This is a genomic window from Mangrovibacter yixingensis (assembly GCF_020523985.1).
GTDB lineage: Bacteria > Pseudomonadota > Gammaproteobacteria > Enterobacterales > Enterobacteriaceae > Mangrovibacter > Mangrovibacter yixingensis.
Map to the genome: position 1 here is coordinate 30966 of NZ_JAIVKM010000013.1, position 18273 is coordinate 49238.

The 18273-nt window shown below is 51.2% G+C and carries 19 protein-coding genes; 7 read left to right on the top strand and 12 right to left on the bottom strand.

Features of this window, described 5'->3' with window-relative positions:
• Window positions 1–34 precede the first annotated feature (34 nt).
• From LC084_RS22255 to LC084_RS22285, 7 genes are all read left to right on the top strand, one after another.
• Window positions 35–832 (top strand): DeoR/GlpR family DNA-binding transcription regulator, encoded by a 798-nt coding sequence (locus tag LC084_RS22255; RefSeq protein ID WP_226574306.1) that lies wholly within the window; start codon window positions 35–37, stop codon window positions 830–832.
• Window positions 771–2069, top strand: a complete 1299-nt coding sequence (locus tag LC084_RS22260) for a Zn-dependent hydrolase (RefSeq protein WP_226574309.1) — start codon at window positions 771–773, stop codon at window positions 2067–2069. The genes LC084_RS22255 and LC084_RS22260 overlap by 62 nt, the downstream gene beginning before the upstream one ends.
• Window positions 2066–3001 carry a phosphotransferase gene (locus LC084_RS22265; protein WP_226574311.1) on the top strand — a complete coding sequence of 312 codons (936 nt, stop codon included), beginning with the start codon at window positions 2066–2068 and terminating at the stop codon, window positions 2999–3001. Before LC084_RS22260 ends, LC084_RS22265 begins: the two co-directional genes overlap by 4 nt.
• A complete protein-coding gene (locus LC084_RS22270; protein ID WP_226574314.1) occupies window positions 2998–3936 on the top strand; it encodes a choline kinase family protein in 939 nt (312 codons plus the stop codon). The genes LC084_RS22265 and LC084_RS22270 overlap by 4 nt, the downstream gene beginning before the upstream one ends.
• Before the next feature lie 139 nt (window positions 3937–4075).
• Window positions 4076–4345 carry a hypothetical protein gene (locus tag LC084_RS22275; RefSeq protein WP_226574317.1) on the top strand — a complete coding sequence of 90 codons (270 nt, stop codon included), beginning with the start codon at window positions 4076–4078 and terminating at the stop codon, window positions 4343–4345.
• Window positions 4342–5868: a sodium:solute symporter family protein gene (locus tag LC084_RS22280; protein ID WP_226574320.1), complete on the top strand. Its 1527-nt coding sequence runs from the start codon at window positions 4342–4344 to the stop codon at window positions 5866–5868. Before LC084_RS22275 ends, LC084_RS22280 begins: the two co-directional genes overlap by 4 nt.
• Window positions 5869–6040: 172 nt before the next feature.
• Complete coding sequence (locus LC084_RS22285) at window positions 6041–6799, top strand: hypothetical protein (RefSeq protein ID WP_226574324.1); 759 nt, start codon at window positions 6041–6043, stop codon at window positions 6797–6799.
• 86 nt (window positions 6800–6885) lie between these two features.
• Here the strand turns inward: LC084_RS22285 and arsC are convergent, their stop codons facing one another.
• The 12 genes from arsC to LC084_RS22345 all read right to left on the bottom strand — a co-directional run bounded on the left by arsC (window position 6886) and on the right by LC084_RS22345 (window position 18209).
• Window positions 6886–7311, bottom strand: coding sequence for a glutaredoxin-dependent arsenate reductase (gene arsC, locus LC084_RS22290; RefSeq protein ID WP_226574326.1), 426 nt, complete (start codon window positions 7309–7311; stop codon window positions 6886–6888).
• Window positions 7312–7323: 12 nt separating this feature from the next.
• Complete coding sequence (locus tag LC084_RS22295; protein WP_226574329.1) at window positions 7324–8613, bottom strand: arsenic transporter; 1290 nt, start codon at window positions 8611–8613, stop codon at window positions 7324–7326.
• A 112-nt stretch (window positions 8614–8725) separates the two neighbouring features.
• On the bottom strand, window positions 8726–9076 hold the full coding sequence (locus LC084_RS22300; RefSeq protein ID WP_226574332.1) for a metalloregulator ArsR/SmtB family transcription factor: 351 nt from the start codon (window positions 9074–9076) through the stop codon (window positions 8726–8728).
• Window positions 9077–9321: 245 nt separating this feature from the next.
• Window positions 9322–9612 carry an acetolactate synthase small subunit gene (gene ilvN / locus LC084_RS22305; RefSeq protein WP_226574334.1) on the bottom strand — a complete coding sequence of 97 codons (291 nt, stop codon included), beginning with the start codon at window positions 9610–9612 and terminating at the stop codon, window positions 9322–9324.
• Between the two features lie 3 nt (window positions 9613–9615).
• Window positions 9616–11304 (bottom strand): acetolactate synthase large subunit, encoded by a 1689-nt coding sequence (gene ilvB, locus LC084_RS22310; protein WP_226574336.1) that lies wholly within the window; start codon window positions 11302–11304, stop codon window positions 9616–9618.
• A 390-nt stretch (window positions 11305–11694) separates the two neighbouring features.
• Window positions 11695–12609 (bottom strand): ROK family protein, encoded by a 915-nt coding sequence (locus LC084_RS22315; RefSeq protein ID WP_226574339.1) that lies wholly within the window; start codon window positions 12607–12609, stop codon window positions 11695–11697.
• Between the two features lie 233 nt (window positions 12610–12842).
• Window positions 12843–13703, bottom strand: a complete 861-nt coding sequence (locus tag LC084_RS22320; RefSeq protein WP_226574342.1) for a ketose-bisphosphate aldolase — start codon at window positions 13701–13703, stop codon at window positions 12843–12845.
• Between the two features lie 80 nt (window positions 13704–13783).
• Window positions 13784–14635 (bottom strand): class II fructose-bisphosphate aldolase, encoded by an 852-nt coding sequence (locus LC084_RS22325; protein ID WP_226574344.1) that lies wholly within the window; start codon window positions 14633–14635, stop codon window positions 13784–13786.
• Between the two features lie 12 nt (window positions 14636–14647).
• Window positions 14648–15739, bottom strand: a complete 1092-nt coding sequence (locus tag LC084_RS22330) for a PTS fructose transporter subunit IIC (protein ID WP_226574348.1) — start codon at window positions 15737–15739, stop codon at window positions 14648–14650.
• 23 nt (window positions 15740–15762) lie between these two features.
• Window positions 15763–16077: a PTS fructose transporter subunit IIB gene (locus tag LC084_RS22335; protein ID WP_226574350.1), complete on the bottom strand. Its 315-nt coding sequence runs from the start codon at window positions 16075–16077 to the stop codon at window positions 15763–15765.
• A gap of 71 nt (window positions 16078–16148) precedes the next feature.
• Entirely contained in the window at window positions 16149–16619 is a 471-nt protein-coding gene (locus LC084_RS22340; protein ID WP_226574353.1) for a PTS sugar transporter subunit IIA, read from the bottom strand.
• Between the two features lie 24 nt (window positions 16620–16643).
• On the bottom strand, window positions 16644–18209 hold the full coding sequence (locus LC084_RS22345; protein ID WP_226574356.1) for a BglG family transcription antiterminator: 1566 nt from the start codon (window positions 18207–18209) through the stop codon (window positions 16644–16646).
• Window positions 18210–18273: the final 64 nt, after the last annotated feature.

The window sequence follows — 18273 nt, forward strand, 5'->3', positions numbered from 1 at the left end:
CTGCGGCTTTCTCCATTGAGACAAAAGGATAAGCATGATCAATCAACCCAGGCTTGATGAGATCAAACGTGTACTCAATACCGATAAACGCGTACGCGTAGTTGAGTTAGCACAAAAGTTTGTCGTTTCCGAAGAGACGATTCGCCGTGATTTAACGTTTCTTGAAGAACAAGGTGTGCTGAGGCGAGTTCATGGTGGGGCGATTTTACCCGTTCCCAGCGAAGAACAACCATTGCAAATCAGAAGCCGCATTAAACCGCGTGCCAAAGCACGCATCGGGCAACTGGCAAGCACCCTTGTAGAAGAAGGGATGGCGCTGTTTCTTGATACCGGCACATCCACGGTGGCGTTGGCCCAACATTTGGTGCGGTTTTCCCGGTTGAAAATCGTGACGAACTCACTGGATATCGCGCTGATACTGACTCAGCAAAGCGAAAACAGCGTCACTCTCACGCCCGGGCGTGTCAGAAAAAATGACAACGCATTGATAGGCAGCCACACACTGGAATTTGCCCGGCAATTCCACTACGACATCGCCTTTATGGGGATTGGTGCCGTAGATCGTGAACACGGCTTTATGGACTATGAAGAGCCGGAGGCGTTACTACGCCGAGTGCTGATACAGCACTGCCGCCAGAGCGTTATCCTGGCAGATGAAGGCAAATTTGGACTGCGTACGTTTGTAAATACGCTGCCGTTCAGCGCGGTTAACACTCTGGTGACTAACGCGCCACCGTCAGCAGCTTTTGTAGCAAGTCTGGAGAATGCACATGTCAATATCCTCCATCCCGGCAATGCCGCGGATGACAACCCTGGATTATCAGGCGTTTGATACGCTTTTCGCCACCAGTGACAATATTGGTGCCACGGCTGACGGTGGATTAAATCGCCTGACTGCAAGCCAGGAAGACAAAGCAATGCGTGATGCCTTTTGCGCCTGGCTCACCGAACATGACTTTGACGTCCGAATTGATGCCATTGGCAATATTTTTGGCCTGATGACCCTGCAAGAAGGGGCGCCCTGGGTGTTATGTGGCTCACACCTGGATACGCAACCTTTGGGTGGCCGTTTTGATGGCGTTTATGGTGTGACAGCCGCCGCCAGCACTATTGCTGCACTGGTTCGCCAGTTACAAGACTTACCACAGCAATCAAAATACAACCTCGCCGTGGTGAACTGGACCAATGAAGAAGGTGCCCGCTTCCAGCCCAGCCTGATTGGCAGCTCGGTATTTACCGGGGCTGTTGAGCTGGACACCGCACTGAATTGCCTGGATGCAAACGGTATAACCCTGGGTGAAGCATTAGAAGAGATTGGTTATCGCGGCGACGCATTATTCCCCTTGCCGGTCGCCAATTACCTTGAACTCCATGTCGAGCAGGGCCCTCACCTGGAAACCCAACAAAAACAGATAGGTGTGGTTACTGGTACCTGGGCTGCGCTGAAATGGCAAGTCACCTTCCACGGGGAACAAAACCATACTGGCCCGTCATTAATGCAGGTTCGTCGGGATGCGCTTCTGGCCGCCGCACAAACTATCGTTGCCGTACGCGAAGCGGCCGGGCAACACCCGGATGTGCTGCACACTTCGGTTGGGCGCCTGGAAACCACCCCAAACTCCCCCAATGTAGTGACTCGTGAAGCAACAGTATTTATCGAATTCCGTTCAGCGGATGAAGCGTTATTGCACCAATTACATGAAAGCTTCAGCCAAAAAATGCAATCGATTGCTCAGTCAACAGCAACCGAAGTTGACCTAAGCCGCTACCAGTTCCGGCCTTGCCGCCAGCTAGATACCGCACTGACACAAAAGGCATTGAATCAGGCTGAGAAAATTGGGCTCAGCGCGATGCCTCTGCGCAGCGTAGCGGGGCATGATGCCATCAGCCTGAGCTATCACTGCCCAAGCTCGCTGATTTTCGTTCCCAGCACAGGGGGCGTTTCCCATAACGAACGGGAATTTACCGCAACCGCAGACCTGCACCGTGGGCTCGATTTTCTGATAGCCATGCTGTGCGAGCTTTGCTTCCCGGCCGGTTTTCGTTCTGAGTCAGGAGAAGCAGCATGATGACGCGTCTTGAACAGGCACTGCAGCAGTGGCGCCCGGGAGAAAAAGCGTCTGTACTGCCAGGCCCAGCCGGTGTTGCGTCACCTCACCGCCTTGCCACCGAGTGGGCAGGGTTTCATGTGGAGCTGAATAACGAGCGCTATTACGCAAAAGTCTTATTTGATGACCAGCGTTCTCTGGTTGATTTTCAGCGCTCGGCACAAATCAGCCGCCAGGTGGGTGAATTGGGCATTACACCACAACTTTGCCATGCAGACAGTGCCACCAGCACGCTGATTTTTAGAGCGCTGGATGACAGTTTTCACTGGGCTCACCTGGATACATTCAGCACGCCAGCACACTTCGCTGCGCTGACCAAAGTGCTCGACACCTTACATACTGCAGCCTTGCCAGCACCAACCAGCACTCGCCAGCAAGATATGTTGAACCTGCGTAAGCAGTGCGAGCAGGCAAATATTACGTTACCCGATGACATGTTATGCCTTGGTGAATGTGCCGACCTTGCCTGGCAGGCACTCAACACCCTGACTTTTAACCCGGTACTGATCCACGGCGACAACATTGCCAGCAATTGGGTGGTCAACCACCAGGGAGAGTGGCGCTTACTGGACTTTGACTACGCATCTTATGGCGACCCCTGGTATGACATTGCCACACTGATTCATGAACAACTCCCTACGGATGACTACTGGCGTGATGCCATCAAAGCCTGGAGAGGCCAGGTGAGTGAAGCTGACGTCGCACGTTGCCGGTTATATGCCATGGTGGATGACTATTTTTGGGCTCTGTGGGGGTTCCTGAATGGCCACACCAGCACGCGGGGGCTGGAATTTGCCAAGCTTGGGCAATGGATGCAGTTACGTTGCCGGGAAAGCGCGCGAGATGCCCGATTTGAACGTTGGTTAACTTTAACAGCGGAGCATGCCAAATGAGTAAACAACCCGGAGAAGCACAGAGCCGCCAGGAACATCGACTGGAACAGGCCATTGCCTGCATGCCTGAGTGGCAGAATAAATCTATTCGCTACCGCCCCGTCAGTGGTGGGATCTCCAATGCAAACTGGCATGTCGCTATTGACGGTTCTCCCTGCGCTTTTTTTGTGAAAATTCCAGGCGAAGGTACCGAGCGTTTTATCAACCGTGATACCGCCCATGAAGCCAGTATTAAGGCGGCGGATACCGGCTACGGTGTGCCGGTTGTGGCTTATCTGCGCGAGTCTGGCGTAGAAATTTTCGAATTTATTGAAGGCTGGCGCACATCTTCAAATTTGGATTTTCAACAGCGCGACATTCGAATTAACGCCTTACTCGCGTTGAAAAGTTTTAATAACCAGCCGTTACTGAAACAGACCAAAACGGTCTTCGATATGCTGGATGAACATGTCGACCAGGTACGCAGTTTACAGATTCAGGTCGACCCGGATTTCGCCTGGTTATACCAACATGCCCGCCGCGCCAGGAAGACTCTGGAAGCGGCCGGTTTGGATATGGCCCCCTGCATGAACGATACCCTTGCAGGCAACTTTATGTTGAATACACAAAACCATATTCGGTTGGTTGATTTTGAATATGCTTCTAATAATGACCGTGCCTATGAACTGGCTTTATGGTTTGGGGAAATGTTTTATTCCAATCGCCAGGAGCATGAGTTATTAGAAGAATACTATGGCAAATCAGACAATAAAATATTCGCACGGGTACAACTCTATAAATACCTTGCAGATATGAAGTGGTCAACATGGGCATTAATTCAAAACCATGTAGCGGATATTGATTTTGATTTCGCTAAATACGGTGCATGGAAAAAATTACGTGCCAAAAGTGTTTTAAACCACCCAGACTGGGAGAACTGGCTAAACGCCGTGTAACTCCCCAGGTAACAAATATCCCCTTATCTGGGGATAGTTTAAATACAGTTCTGTCGTTATGTGTGTACACATAGCAAGGATACTCGCTGGCAGCCTGTAAAGGATGACGCATTTCTTTATTGTGAATACCGGAGGGGTTATGAGTTCAATTACGATGGCGGAAAATATTCGCGCCAAAATAAGCATGAAAAACAAGATATTTGCACTGTATCTTTTTGCATTATTACTAATGGCTCTGTGCCCGCCACTCTATTTGAGCGTGAGCGGTAGTGAGTTGTTATTTCTGGGCATCCCATTACCTATTATTTACTGGCTTTCTATTGCCGTATTTTTGGGTATCGGATTATGGGTAATGTATATCGCAGAATGTGCATTTGGCGAAATCCCTGAGGATGAGGAAGTATCATGAATATCAGCACAGCAGAACCAAATTACTTGATTACCTTCGGTCTGATTGGCGTTTTCTTAGCTGTCATGATTGCCGTGCTTTATGCCACAAACCGAAAAAGCACCTCGTTCTCTGACTATGCCGTCGGCGGGCGCTCATATGGCCCCTGGTATATCGCCATGAGTTACACCAACTCCTGGTGGCCGGGCGCGACATTTACCGCTTTTTTTGCCCTTTCCGTGAGTGGCGTGATTGGTTTTTACGGTGCGGTTTACTCCACCCTTGGGGTAACAGCCATGTACTTAATGGCGCGCCGCGCCTGGAAATGGGGGCAACACTTTAACCTGCGCACCCAGCCAGACCTGCTCGGCATGCGTTACAACAGCCCGGTAGTAAAACGCGTAGCTTCAATTATTGGCATTATCTGTGTATTCCCTTGGGTGGTGATGGGCATCCAGGCCCTGGCACTGCTGGTTGAGTTTGCAAGCTTCGGCCGTTGGGCAGTGACTACCTGCCTGTTTGCTGGTGTGGCGCTGATCCTGGTACGCCAGTACTGGACTGTCAGCATGGGCATGCGCGGGCTGATTATGACCGATATGTATCAGGGTATTCTGGCCTATGGGCTGGGTGCGCTGGTTTGCGTGGTGCTGTTGTTCACTGGCGACCATGGTTACAGCCAACTGTCTGCACTGCCCACTAACATGCTGCAGATACCTGGAAGCAACGGTTCACACTACGGGCCATGGTACATGTTCAGCCTGATTTTCACTGGTGTGATTGGCTCAATGTGTTGGCCAATGAGCTTCCAGCGTATTTATACCGCCAGCGGTGTTCGCTCGGTGAAAAAAGGCACCCTGCTGACCATTCTTCTGGTAGGTGGTTTTTACGCCATCCTGATGTTGTTCGCAACGGCGGTAAGCCAGGATCCGAATGTCCAGGCCAACCCACAAAATGGATTCTTTACTGCGTTATTTGACCAGGGCGGCCCGTGGTTACTGGGTGTAGCGCTGGTGATCGTGCTGGCGGCCAGTATTGGGCACGTTGATGGCTGTGTTCAGGTGTGTGGCACTCAGTTTGCCAATGACCTTGCCACCTGGAATAAACCACGCACAGACAAGCAATTAACCGTTCTGGCGAAATCCGGTATGGCGGTATTTATTATTGCTGCCGCACTGCTGGCCTACTTCACCTTTAATTACTCGCGCCTGCAGTTACTGGCACAGATTTCCTACCAGGGGATTATTCAGTTAGCCGTGCCGTTATTCTTCGGGATTTTCACCCGCTTCGGGAATAAGCAAGGCGCAATAACCGGTATGCTCACCGGGATTATTATCGCGATTGTGCTGACCGTGTTTTATCCGGACGACATTCCGGCACTGGGTTCACTGACCAGCGGTATTGTCGGGCTTGGCGGTAATGTCCTGGTATTCCTGGTGTGTGGCGTGGCCATTCAGGCTGATGCCAAAGAAAAAGCCAGAGTGAATGATTTGTTTGAAATGGCAGAGCCCGCCAAACTGCCACTGACTAAACCCGTATTGAATTAATCTGGTTAATGGCTTCTCTAACCCACAGAGAAGCCATTTTTTTACCCTGCCACCTCTAACTTCCTGTTTATTTAGCTACCATTTACCCACACTGCATCACCATCGGTGGGTCTGCCCGGTTTACCCCAACCGGTTCACATGGAATGTGTTGAAGAATAAAAGGAAAAACCTGATGAAAAAAATAATGAGCCTGTTGCTGCTCACCGCCTCTATACCTGCATTTGCCACATCACTCGCCACCGAGGTTGAACCACTCGCACTAGAAAAGTTGCCCGCCAGCAGTGAACACTTCGCAGCGATTTGCCCTGGCTTATTGGAAGACTGCGGCCCGGAAAGCCCGTTAATTGTGTGGCGCCAGGCGCAAGCACAAGACTTGTTCTATGCCGTTACGCCGCAGTTAGAGGTTAAAAAAATCAGAAGTGTTCCGGGTGGTTATCAGCAAGAAGCGAGCTGGGCGCTGGCTCAATACCGCCACAGCAATGCCGATGACGCCTACCAGCATGACGGTCTGACCAAAGGCGGCCTGACACTGTTTCCGGCCATTTACCAGGTGAGTAAGACACAGCGGGCGATAGCGCTTATTCATAGTTGGTCATCAGCTTATGACAGTGGCGAGCGGGAAGAAAACTATGCGGATTTTATTGTTCTGGAGGCCGATGGCACCTGGCGCACTGCGTTTCGCAATATCCCGTTTTCTTCTACGGAGACAATAAAGGCCTGCTTTACTGAACGCGATTTCGCTCGCAACACCCATTGCAACGATGAAAAATGGCGAACATTGAAAGTGACAATACAAGACACAGGCGCGGAATATTACACCTGGTCGTTCACTATGAAGACATTTCACTGGCCTTCATTCACCGCGAAATCAGATATAAAGATAGATACCTGGTCCTACAACAAAGTGCCTTTTGCAGACCAGGCGGGCTAACAACATGGGGCAATGGCGCTGGCAGTAACCAGAACGCTATTGCCCCTTATTTTTTACTTAAACTTAGCTTTTACTGAAACTTATTATTACTTCAACCGTTTACCGGTATTGTCCACCACCTGCTCACCATCTTCTTTGGCAAAGGCACCTTTTTGCTCACCCGGCAGAATATCCAGCACCACCTCAGATGGGCGGCACAACCGGGTGCCCAGCGGCGTAACAACAATTGGGCGGTTAATCAGAATGGGGTACTGCAACATAAAATCAATCAACTGGTCGTCGGAAAACTTGCCCTCTTCCAGGCCGAGATCAGTAAACGGCTCAACGTTTTTACGCAGCAGCGCCCACACAGAAATGCCCATATCGGCAATCAATGTAACCAGCTTATCCCTTGAAGGCGGGGTTTCCAGGTAGAGGATAACTTCAGGCTCTGCACCGCTGTTACGAATCATCTCCAGCGTGTTGCGTGAAGTACCGCAATTAGGGTTGTGATAAATGGTGATGTTGCTCATAGCAGTATCTCATTACAAAGTGAAAGAAAGGCGCAGCACCAGTGCCGTCAGCGTCACAAACAGAACAGGCAGAGTCATGATTATACCGGTGCGGAAGTAGCCCCCCCATGTTATCCGCATGTTCTTTTGAGAAAGCACATGCAACCAAAGCAGTGTCGCCAGGCTACCAATCGGGGTGATCTTCGGCCCCAAATCGCAGCCAATAACATTGGCATACACCATCGCTTCTTTGATAACGCCAGTCGCTGTGCTGCCATCAATAGACAACGCACCAACCAGCACGGTGGGCATATTATTCATAATGGAAGACAAGAAAGCAGTCAGGAACCCGGTGCCTAATGTCGCAGCCCACAGGCCCTGCCCAGTGAGCCAGTCCAGAATGCCGGATAAATAATTGGTCAGCCCGGCATTACGCAGGCCATACACCACCAGGTACATCCCCAACGAAAAAATCACTATCTGCCAGGGCGCGCCACGCAGCACTTTACCGGTGTTAATGGTATGGCCCCGTTTCGCAACCGCAAACAGCACCAGTGCGCCCACAGCAGAAATGGCGCTCACCGGAATACCCATTGGCTCCAGAACAAAAAAGCCCACCAGCAACAGCACCAGCACAACCCAACCAGTGTTAAATGTGGCTCTATCTTTAATAGCCTGCGCCGGGTCTTTCAGGCGAGCCAGGTCATATTCGGGCGGGATCTCTTTGCGGAAAAACCAGTGCAGCATCACCAGGGTGGCAAGAATAGCGGCAATATCTACTGGCACCATCACTGAGGCATATTCATTGAACCCCAGGCGGAAGAAGTCAGCGGAAACAATATTCACCAGGTTGGAAACCACCAGCGGCAGGCTGGCGGTATCGGCAATAAAACCTGCCGCCATCACAAAAGCCAGCGTAGCCCCTTTACTGAACCCCAGCGCCAGCAACATGGCAATAACGATAGGGGTTAAAATCAGTGCGGCACCGTCGTTGGCAAACAGCGCAGATACGGCTGCACCCAGCAAAATAATACAGGTAAATAACAACCGCCCACGGCCATTCCCCCAACGCGCCACATGCAGTGCGGCCCATTCGAAAAAGCCGGATTCATCTAACAACAGGCTGATAATGATAATGGCGATAAACGTCGCCGTCGCGTTCCAGACAATGTGCCACACCACAGGAATATCACTGAGTTGCACCACGCCGGTTACCAGCGCGAGTATTGCGCCCAACATAGCACTCCAGCCAATACCCAGGCCTTTCGGCTGCCAGATAACCAATACAATAGTCAGGATAAAAATAGCCCCGGCCAGCAACATAACCCCTCCAGGCAGAACAGCAAAGCTGCTCTGAGTAACCAAAAAATATGAGCCAGCACCAGGTACTGCTCAACTTATATATCTGTTTTTACGAATATGAAAACTACAACACTTAACAAAGCGACGCGCTACAGCCTGTACCCTTTTCCGCCCGCTGAGCACAGGCCAGAGCCTGAACAGCCTCCTGTTCACTTAACCAGGCCTGCTCAATGACCTGAGCCGCCCAGGCGGGTATCTGTGGCGACAAACGGTAATGCACCCATTTCCCCTGTTTACGCCCCAGCAGTAGGCCACTTTCCCTTAACATACCAAGGTGGCGGGAAATCTTTGGCTGCGACTGGTTCAGCAGGCTGCAAAGGTTGCAGACACAAACTTCGCCCAACTCTCTGAGCAGCAAGACAATGTTCAGACGGGTTTCATCAGACAGATATTTGAATAATTCCAGCGGGGTAAGTTGTGCCATTTGGGTTCTCCTGCAATTGGCACGCAGTGTCGCGCTTCACAGTCTTAAAGTCAAAAACATATGTGATTTACCATATGTGAAAGTTTCTAAAAACGCGAATGAATGAAGTGTATTGCACAACCGCGGAGGAAAGGCGAATAAAGCTGGCGGCGTAACCGCCAACGGGCAGAATCAGCGGGTATCACGAAAAAAATGAACGGCCGGAAGAGAACCTCCCGGCCGGTACCTGAACCAACAGAAAAGCGTTACTGGAAAAACAGCCCCAGCTTATTAAACACACCAGGGTCCGCTTCATGGCGGGTAACCTGTACCACATCTTCCAGTTTGTCTATCTGGCTTATCATCTGCTCCAGGCGCTGGTCATCAAGCACCTGTAACCAAATACGGCTCTGCTCACCATTTTCCAGTGGCAGACATAAAATCCCTTCAACGTTAAACGCCCGGCGGGCAAACAAGCCACACACATGGGACATAACGCCCGGATGGTTACGCACGGTGAGTTCCAGGATAACAGCTTCACAATGTTGTAGTTGCATGGTTTATTCCCCCACCATTTCAGTATTGGCCGCACCTGGCGGTACCATCGGATACACTTTTTCATTCGGGTCGATGCTGGCATGAATCAGGCACGGCCCAGGGCGGGATATAGCCTCGCGCAGTGCAGCCTGCGGGTCTTGTGCTGCATTTAAATCGCATGTCGCCAGGCCAAACCCGGCAGCAATCGGCATAAATTGTGTCATGCCAGGATAGGTACAGGCATAAACATTCTGGTTATAGAACAGGGTTTGCTGCTGGTGTACCAGGCCCAACGCATGGTTGTTCATCAGCACAATTTTCACATTCAGGCCGTTTTCCGCAAGCGTTGCCATTTCCTGAATATTCATCATCAGGCTGCCATCGCCAGTAAAACAAATCACGGTTTTCTCCGGCTCCGCCAGTGCGGCACCAATCGCCGCGGGCAAGCCAAACCCCATGGTGCCCAGGCCGCCAGAAGTCAGCCACTGGCGCGGGCGGTTCAGTGGGTAAGCCTGCGCCACCCACATTTGGTGTTGCCCAACATCAGTCGTAATAATCGCGTTATCATCCACGCACTGTGCCACCGCATTGATCAGGCCATAATGGGATAACGGGTCTTCACTGCTGAAATGCGTAGGGAACTCGCGCTGTAAATCATTCACCAGTGTGCGCCACTCGGTGCGCGGTTGCGGTATTACCTGGGGCAGTAACTGCGCCAGTACATCACTGACATCCCCCTGAATGGCAACATGGGCCTGTTTGATTTTCCCCAGTTCCGCCCGGTCGATATCCACATGAATGATTTTGGCATTGGGGCAAAACTCGGCTGTTTTACCAATGGCACGGTCGTCAAAACGTGCGCCCATTACCACCAGTAAATCGGCTTCCTGCAGAATGTAGTTAGTGCTTCTTGCGCCATGCATCCCCAGCATACCCAGAGATAATGGGTGATGAGAAGGCAGCGTACCCAGCGCCATTAATGTCATGGTGGTTGGCAGGTTAGCGGTTTCTGCCAGTTGGCGTACCTGCTCTGCGGCACCAATAGCGCCCCCGCCCAGGTACAGCACCGGGCGCTTCGCTTGGTTAATCATCGCCGCTGCGTCACTCACTGCCTGAGACGAAAATTCCGGAGCACCCTGGCGCATGCCGGGTTCAGGCAGGCAATCAAGGTCGATTTCCGCCGTTTGAATATCTTTCGGGATATCCACCCACACCGGGCCTGGACGGCCAGACTGAGCGATACGGAACGCGTCACTGATAACCTGCGGCAAATCGCTGATATGGCGCACCAGGTAGTTATGTTTGGTAATGGGAATGGAGATGCCGTAAGTGTCTACTTCCTGGAACGCATCAGTGCCAATCATGGCGGAAGGGACCTGGCCGGTGATGCACACCAGTGGAATTGAATCCAACCGCGCATCAGCAATGGCGGTTACCAGGTTGGTTGCGCCTGGCCCACTGCAGGCCATGCACACAGCCGGTTTTCCCTGGGTTCGCGCCATCCCTTGAGCAATAAAACCTGCACCCTGCTCGTGGCGTGCCAGAATGTGACGAATTTGTTTGCTTTCACTTAATGCATCATACAGCGGTAACACAGTACCACCGGGAATACCGGTAACCTGAGTTATCCCCTGCCGTTCCAGTAAGTGAACGATTAACTGCGCGCCTGTCATGCGCTGAGGTTGCGGTGTGCTGCTGCCCGTTGTTGCCATGCTCCAGTATCCTTTTTCTTCTGGGCCAGCGTTGTTGGGCGAGTAGGAAGTAAAAACCCCGCCCGGTTTGCGCCGGCGGGGTTTGGAATCGTGCGTTGATTCAGACCCTACGGCGCTTTGCCGACGACGACCACCACCACACGCACGACGACCACTACCGCGGCGGTTAGCGCGGTAAGTAGTAGAGCCTGTGCATTGCGGATTGCCGTCATTTGGGGCCTGTGTTGTGTTATTTTTACGTTAAAAAATATACAAACACAGCTGACGCGTTTAGACAACGATTTTTTTGGTCATCACAGCAAATTGTTGCCATGATCACGTTTCATTTTGTTGCCTGTAATAACCGTTGCAGCCATGCCGTTACGGTAACCGGTGTTGTTACCGGTATGGTTACCAGCCATTGTGCTCAGCACCCAACCATGCGGCACCGCGCATTCCACTACTTGCCCCGTGCAGTGCGGTAACGATTGGGGTTTGGAAGTGGTCGGTAAATACCCGGGGAGCAACCTGTTGCGCCACACCTTCCAGCAACAATGGGGATTGCGATAACCCACCACCCAGCACAATCACAGCCGGATCCACCACATTAATTACCGTCGCCAGCAAGCGGGCGAGCTGGCTGCGAAAACGGTCAACCTGCTGCAGCGCCGCTGCGTCACCCGCCTGGGCACGGCTTATCACCTGTTCACCACAAACCTCTTCCCCTGCCAGCAAGTGATACCCGCGCGCCAGGCCAGTACCAGAAACAAAACTTTCGGCACAATTCTCTTGCCCACAATAGCAACGCACAGCCGGGCCATCATTTTCTGCCTGGTAACCCGGCAAAGGAATATGGCCACATTCAGCCGCCGAGCCATATCCACCAATAATCAATTGGTTATTGATAATCAGGCCACCACCACAACCGGTGCCTAATGTCATACCGAAAACACTGCTGTACCCCGCACCGGCACCATCTCTGGCTTCCGAGAGCGCAAAGCAGTTAGCGTCATTCGCCAGGGTAACCGGCTGGCCAAGGCGCGTAGCCAAATCCTGCGCCAACGGCTGGCCATTCAGCACTAAAATATTGGCATTGCGAATGCGCCCGGAAACCGGCGACACACTGCCTGGCAACGCAATACCCAATGAAAAAGGCTGTGCAAGTTGCTGGCGCAGGGTATTCACCAGTTGGCTAACGCTTTCCAGAAACTGCTCATAACTGCCTTTTTGCGTGGGTTGCCGCCACCGCCCACACTCCCGGCCTGTGCTATCCAGCACCACTGCCGCGATTTTCGTGCCACCAATATCCAGCCCTACCTGCAACATGGTTCACCTCCCTTCAGGCAAAAGCGGCGTGCATCAGCACGCCACAGATTGATGAAAAAGAAGGAAAAAGCGTGGTTTTTCCTTCTTTTTAGTGAGCAGCCGAAAATCAATAAATTGATTTCCCTGGTTTTTTATTGGGTGACATCCTCTCGTTCTGTGCGGACATGAGGTTTGTCATCAGACTCAGGCCGGTTGTCACACAATAGATAACCGGCGCTGTGCCAGCCCCCTGCTCAGTACAGGCTGGCTTTGTCTACGGAATTGAACAGTTTCATTTTGTAGCGGATCACCTCCCGTGCCGCCTTGATTGGCTCAGGGTAGATAACGTTGGGATCCCACCAGGTTTCTTTGCCGAGTATTTCGCGCACTTTCTGGAAATAGGCGTATTTCATATCACTGGAGATGTTCACTTTCCCCACACCCAACGTGACTGATTCAGCGATTTCCGCATCGGGGTTAGCTGAGCCGCCATGCAGCACCAGAGGAATGGAAGTACGCCCGGCAATATCTTTCAGAATGTGCATCTGCAGTTGTGGTTGCATGCCTTTCGGGTAGATACCGTGTGCAGTCCCAATGGCGACAGCCAGGGTATCCACACCGGTGCGGTTCACGAAGTCTTCTGCCTGTGCCGGGTCGGTATAGGTGACTTTGGACACCCCACCTTCCACCGAAGTGCCGGTCTGCCCAATCGTGCCCAGCTCCCCTTCAACAGATACGCCAACCGCGTGGGCCAGACGCACCGCTTCACGAGTGAGCGCCACGTTTTCTTCATAAGGCAGCAGAGAGCCATCAATCATCACAGAAGTGAACCCGCACTGAATCGCCCGTTGCACATGTTCAATAGACGCCCCGTGGTCAAGGTGAATCACGAAGGGCACCGGGCTGCGCAGGGTAATTTCACGGACATAAGCAAAGAATGCATCGCCAACAAAGTCATGCTCGCTGGGGTGAATCGAAATAATCGCTGGCGCGTTTGCGGCCTCTGCTTCTTCCACTACAGCGCGCACAAAACAGCTATCCGCTACATTAAATGCCCCCACCGCAAAGTGGTGTTGGCGGGTATATTTCAGGAGTTCTTGCATGGACACTAACATCGTCATTCTCCATTTTTGGGTAACAGCCAGCCCTGCCAGGCAGGTTTTACGCTGGCATAACAGGTAACACAGTGAATAAATCAGGCTTTGCCGATAGCGCCGCTGGCTTCCAGATATGGCTCAATAGCAGCCATACAGGCCTCTTCCATGGCGGCCATTACCGCATCCATATCGCGGTTTTTATCGTGGCAAAGGGTATGAAGTAAGGCGTTTTTCCCGGCATCGAACACCGCCGCGCCCACATTGATTTTTGCCACCCCAAATTGCGGGCAGCGGGCAAGCTCACCAAATGGCGTGCCGCTCCCGCCATGCAGTGCCAGAGGCACCGATGATTCACGGTAAACAGCAGCCAGCCGGTCAAAGTCAATTTCTGGCGTAACCCCTTCCGGGTACATGCCATGTGCGGTTCCCACAGACACCGCCAGCAGGTCAATACCGGTTCTGGCAATAAACGGGGCGACATCCGCCGGGTTGGTCATCAGGTCGCGGTTCGTGGCGTGGTTATAGACAGGCGCGTCCCCCAAATGCCCCAGCTCGCCTTCAACACACACCCCTGCGCTGGCTGCCAGCTCCACCACCGCACGGGTTTGTTGCACATTCTCTTCCAGAGGAAAGGCCGAGGCATCAATCATCAGCCCACTAAACCCGGCCCGGAAACAACGGTGAATGTGGCCGGGGTCTTTACCATGGTCCAGGCTAAGCGTTACTGGCACCTGGGCTTTTTCAGCCAGCGATTTCACCAGAGGAAAGGCGATATCTGCCGGGAAATGCGCTAAATGCGCCTGGTACAGATTCAGGATGATGGGTGCACGGTGTTGTTCAGCAACACGAATGGCAGCCCTTGCTGTTTCCATATTGACGCAATTGATGGCGAGCAAGGCGTAATGCCCTTGTTGTGCCTGTGCGACCAGGGTTTTCATTTCAGCAAACATGGCGCGCTCCGTTTATTCCAGGGTGAAGGTAATTTCGTCGTCATCCACTTTTTTGTCTGAGAGTTCGTCAAACTCTTCATCCTGCTCAGTGACTGGCTTTTTGATAATCGACAACATGACACCGCAGATAACCGTGCCGATGCCCAGCGCCAGGCAGAACAACCAGGGATGCGTGAATAACGGCACCACAAACATGCCACCATGGGGAACCGGGCTTTCTACTCCCCAAACCATAATCAACCCGCCCGCGACTGCCGAGGCGACAACACAAGAGGCCACCACGCGTAACAAATCCCTTGCGGCGATGGGGATAACCCCCTCGGTTATCATGCAAATCCCCATGGGGAACGCAGCTTTCAGCGCTTCTTTTTCTGCGCGGGTATATTTATGGCGAGTCAGCAGGAACGATAAGGTGATACCGAACGGGGGAATAATCGACCCGACAAATTTCACGGCTTCCGGGCCATAAACCCCACTGACCAACATGCCATCGGCAAACAGCGACATGGTTTTATTCACCGGGCCGCCAAAATCAAATGTCGCCATCGCGCCGAGAATCGCGCCCATCACAAAGCGAGAACCGCCCTGCATGGATTGCAGCATCTGAATCAATACATCCTGCAGCCAGGCTATTGGCTTGCCGATTAAGGTCATCATCAACAACCCACTGATAATGGTGCTTAACACCGGCAATATCATGATGGGCATCAGTCCCTGCATGGACTGTGGCAGCTTGATGTAACGCTTGAGCAGCAATACGGTGTAGCCCACTAAAAAGCCGCCCAGCATCCCGCCAATAAACCCGGTGTGAATTTGCCCGCAAACAAACCCGACAATTAACCCCGGCGCAAAACCTGGCCGGTCGGCAATCGAATAGGCAATGGCCGCACAAATTAGCGGAACGATAAGCCCCATTCCCCAACCACCAATTTGGTTGAGCATCCAGGGGATGGTATCCACTTTTTTGCCGACATCCGTCCCGCCCAGAATCTGCCCCAGGGCAATACAAATCCCGGCAGCAACAATCAGGGGGATCATCCAGGAAATCCCTGTTAATAAGTGGCGCTTTATTTCCTGAGAAACAGGTGTTTTATTTTCTTTCATGATAAAACCCTCCAGTGTGAGGATCAGGCGTGGCTTAATGACTTCTCAACTTTTTCAATAAACTGGACCGGTGATTTAATCACCACTTCGGTTTTAACACGCACCACACGTTTATTTTTAAAACGTTCCTCACCTTTTATTTTCACATCAATTGCCAGAATCACGACATCCGCCTGAGCAATATCATCAGGCTGCAATTCATTTTCCGTCCCAATAGTACCTTGCGTTTCTACTTTAATTTGGTGGCCTAATTGTTTTGCACCTTTGATCAGTTTCTCACGTGCGATATAAGTATGGGCAATGCCTGCTGTACAGGCAGCAACACAAACAATATTCATAATCACTCTCGATAGTTATTCTCATTATTTTCACTACCGCTATTAAGTAAAAATATAATGAGTTTGTAGGGTTAGCAGATATCTGTTTCAGCATACTGACTAAAGAGCTGAATAATATTTTGTGGATTATTTTCTGCCAGCAGCCGGGCGATTACGTCATCATCCGCCAGCGCACTGGCAACTTGTGATAATAAACGAATATGCGTGGTATTTTGGTCCTCCAGGCGAACAGCAAATAAAATGATACAGCGGACATGGCTGCCATCCAGCGTTTCCCAGGGGATATCCTGTTGAGTACGCCCAATAGCCAGTGTGGTATGGCTGACCGCCGAAGATTTACCATGGGGAATGGCTATATGGTTTTCAAACCCCGTAGACCCTTCAGCTTCCCGCTGCCAGACATCGCGAATAAATTCTTCACGGTTGGTGATTGCGCCATCAGCTAGTAATAAATCGGTTAATTCTTCAATCACTTCTTCTTTCGTTTTCGCCACCATATTTAACTTCACATGGCTGACACTCAATATTTTCGTGATATCCATAAACCACCTCCCACAGAAATAGAATCAAGATTGCATCACTGCACAAGCCTCGCTGGCCTGGTGCAGTTTCTCTGTTATCAGTTTGTCGGTAACCCGCCTGATATCCGCATCGTTGAAAAATGCGGTGACATACACCACAGGGGTTTCACCTTCGGGCAAATGAACCGTGGAGATAACCAGGTCCGGTGCCATTTGCTGGCTAACGCTTTGTACCGTGGCTGAAGACACAACCCCCACAATCTCCCAATCTGGAAATGCCCGTAAAATACGGCTTTTCAGTAAATGAGATGTCCCCACTCCTGTAGAACACACCAGTAGTACCCGTTTACGGGCAATTTGGCGTTCAATGGCGGCCTGGAAATGCACGGCTAAATACCCCACTTCATCGTCAGACACCGCCCGGGGCGTATAGCGAATAAACACTTGTTCTACTGCTATACGTGTCAGGTAATAAATATCCGCCAGTTCAGTTTTAATATCATCCAGCAATGGATTACGAATAATAATTTGGTAGTTAAGCCGGTTAATTAGAGGCCGAATATGCACTACCAGCCCTTCATATAATTGTTGATCAAGGCTGAGTTCAGCTTTAATTAACCGTGAAAACTGCGTAACCAAATGCAATGTAATATCGCGGGCTTCATCACTGAACAACTCGGCATGTAACAGGCTACCACTCTGGTTTTCCATCACCAGCACACCGGACGAAATAATATACTGGTAGATAAACCACACTTCATCTTCGGGTAAGGGTAAACCAATACGTAGTTCGATCTTTGCCACCATGTTACCAGCGACAATAAATACCGGGTCTTCCACATGCGGCCGGGCAACATGGCCTGGGTTATCGAGTAAATTCCCCCTGGTGCGGCGGTGCATCATTATCAAAATATGGGTAAAAATGTTGATGTAGTAAGGTTCGCCCAGTGGGTAGGCCAGTGCTTGTTCCATCTCTTGCAACAGTGCCTGAACAAAAGCGACATCTTCCTCGCCAAAATACTGGACCAGCGCTTTATAGCTACCAGGGTCCAGCCGTGAGTGGTTCACAGTACCTGGCTCCTGGTGGTTCATTAACCCGTTAATCAGCGCGGCCATCGCCTGGCGGACATTATTTTCATTGCCTTTAATACGGGTGCCACTTTGGCTGCGAATCAACTGTAACCCCAGAGGGGTTATCCAGTCTTCAATGATTCTTAAGTCATTGACAATTGAAGCATTACTAATAAAATAGCGCTCTGAAAGCTTGTTGATTGAGGTTTCTTTCGGGGTCTCGCTCAGTAACTGAGAGGCGATTTTTACCCGGCGGGCATGGCCCATGATACCGCCAGCATCATCATTTTCACCATTGAGCTGCTGTTCCAGTTGCAGGAGGTCGGCCGTATTTTCAGCGACCAGCAAAACACCGGCACCGGCTTTTTTATCTGCCCGAACATTCCACTCAGCCAGGTAATCATTAATGATATTCAGATCACGCTGAATAGTTTTTTCTGACACAGCAAACTGTTCTGCCAAACTGAGTAACGTGGCATATTCCTGTTGCTGCAACAGGAAGCGCAATAATCTGTGTTGTCGTGAGGTAATCATTTTCATTTTTTACCTTTAGTTACAGACCAGATTAATAAATATGATTAACCGCTTAATATTTCTGGCACCG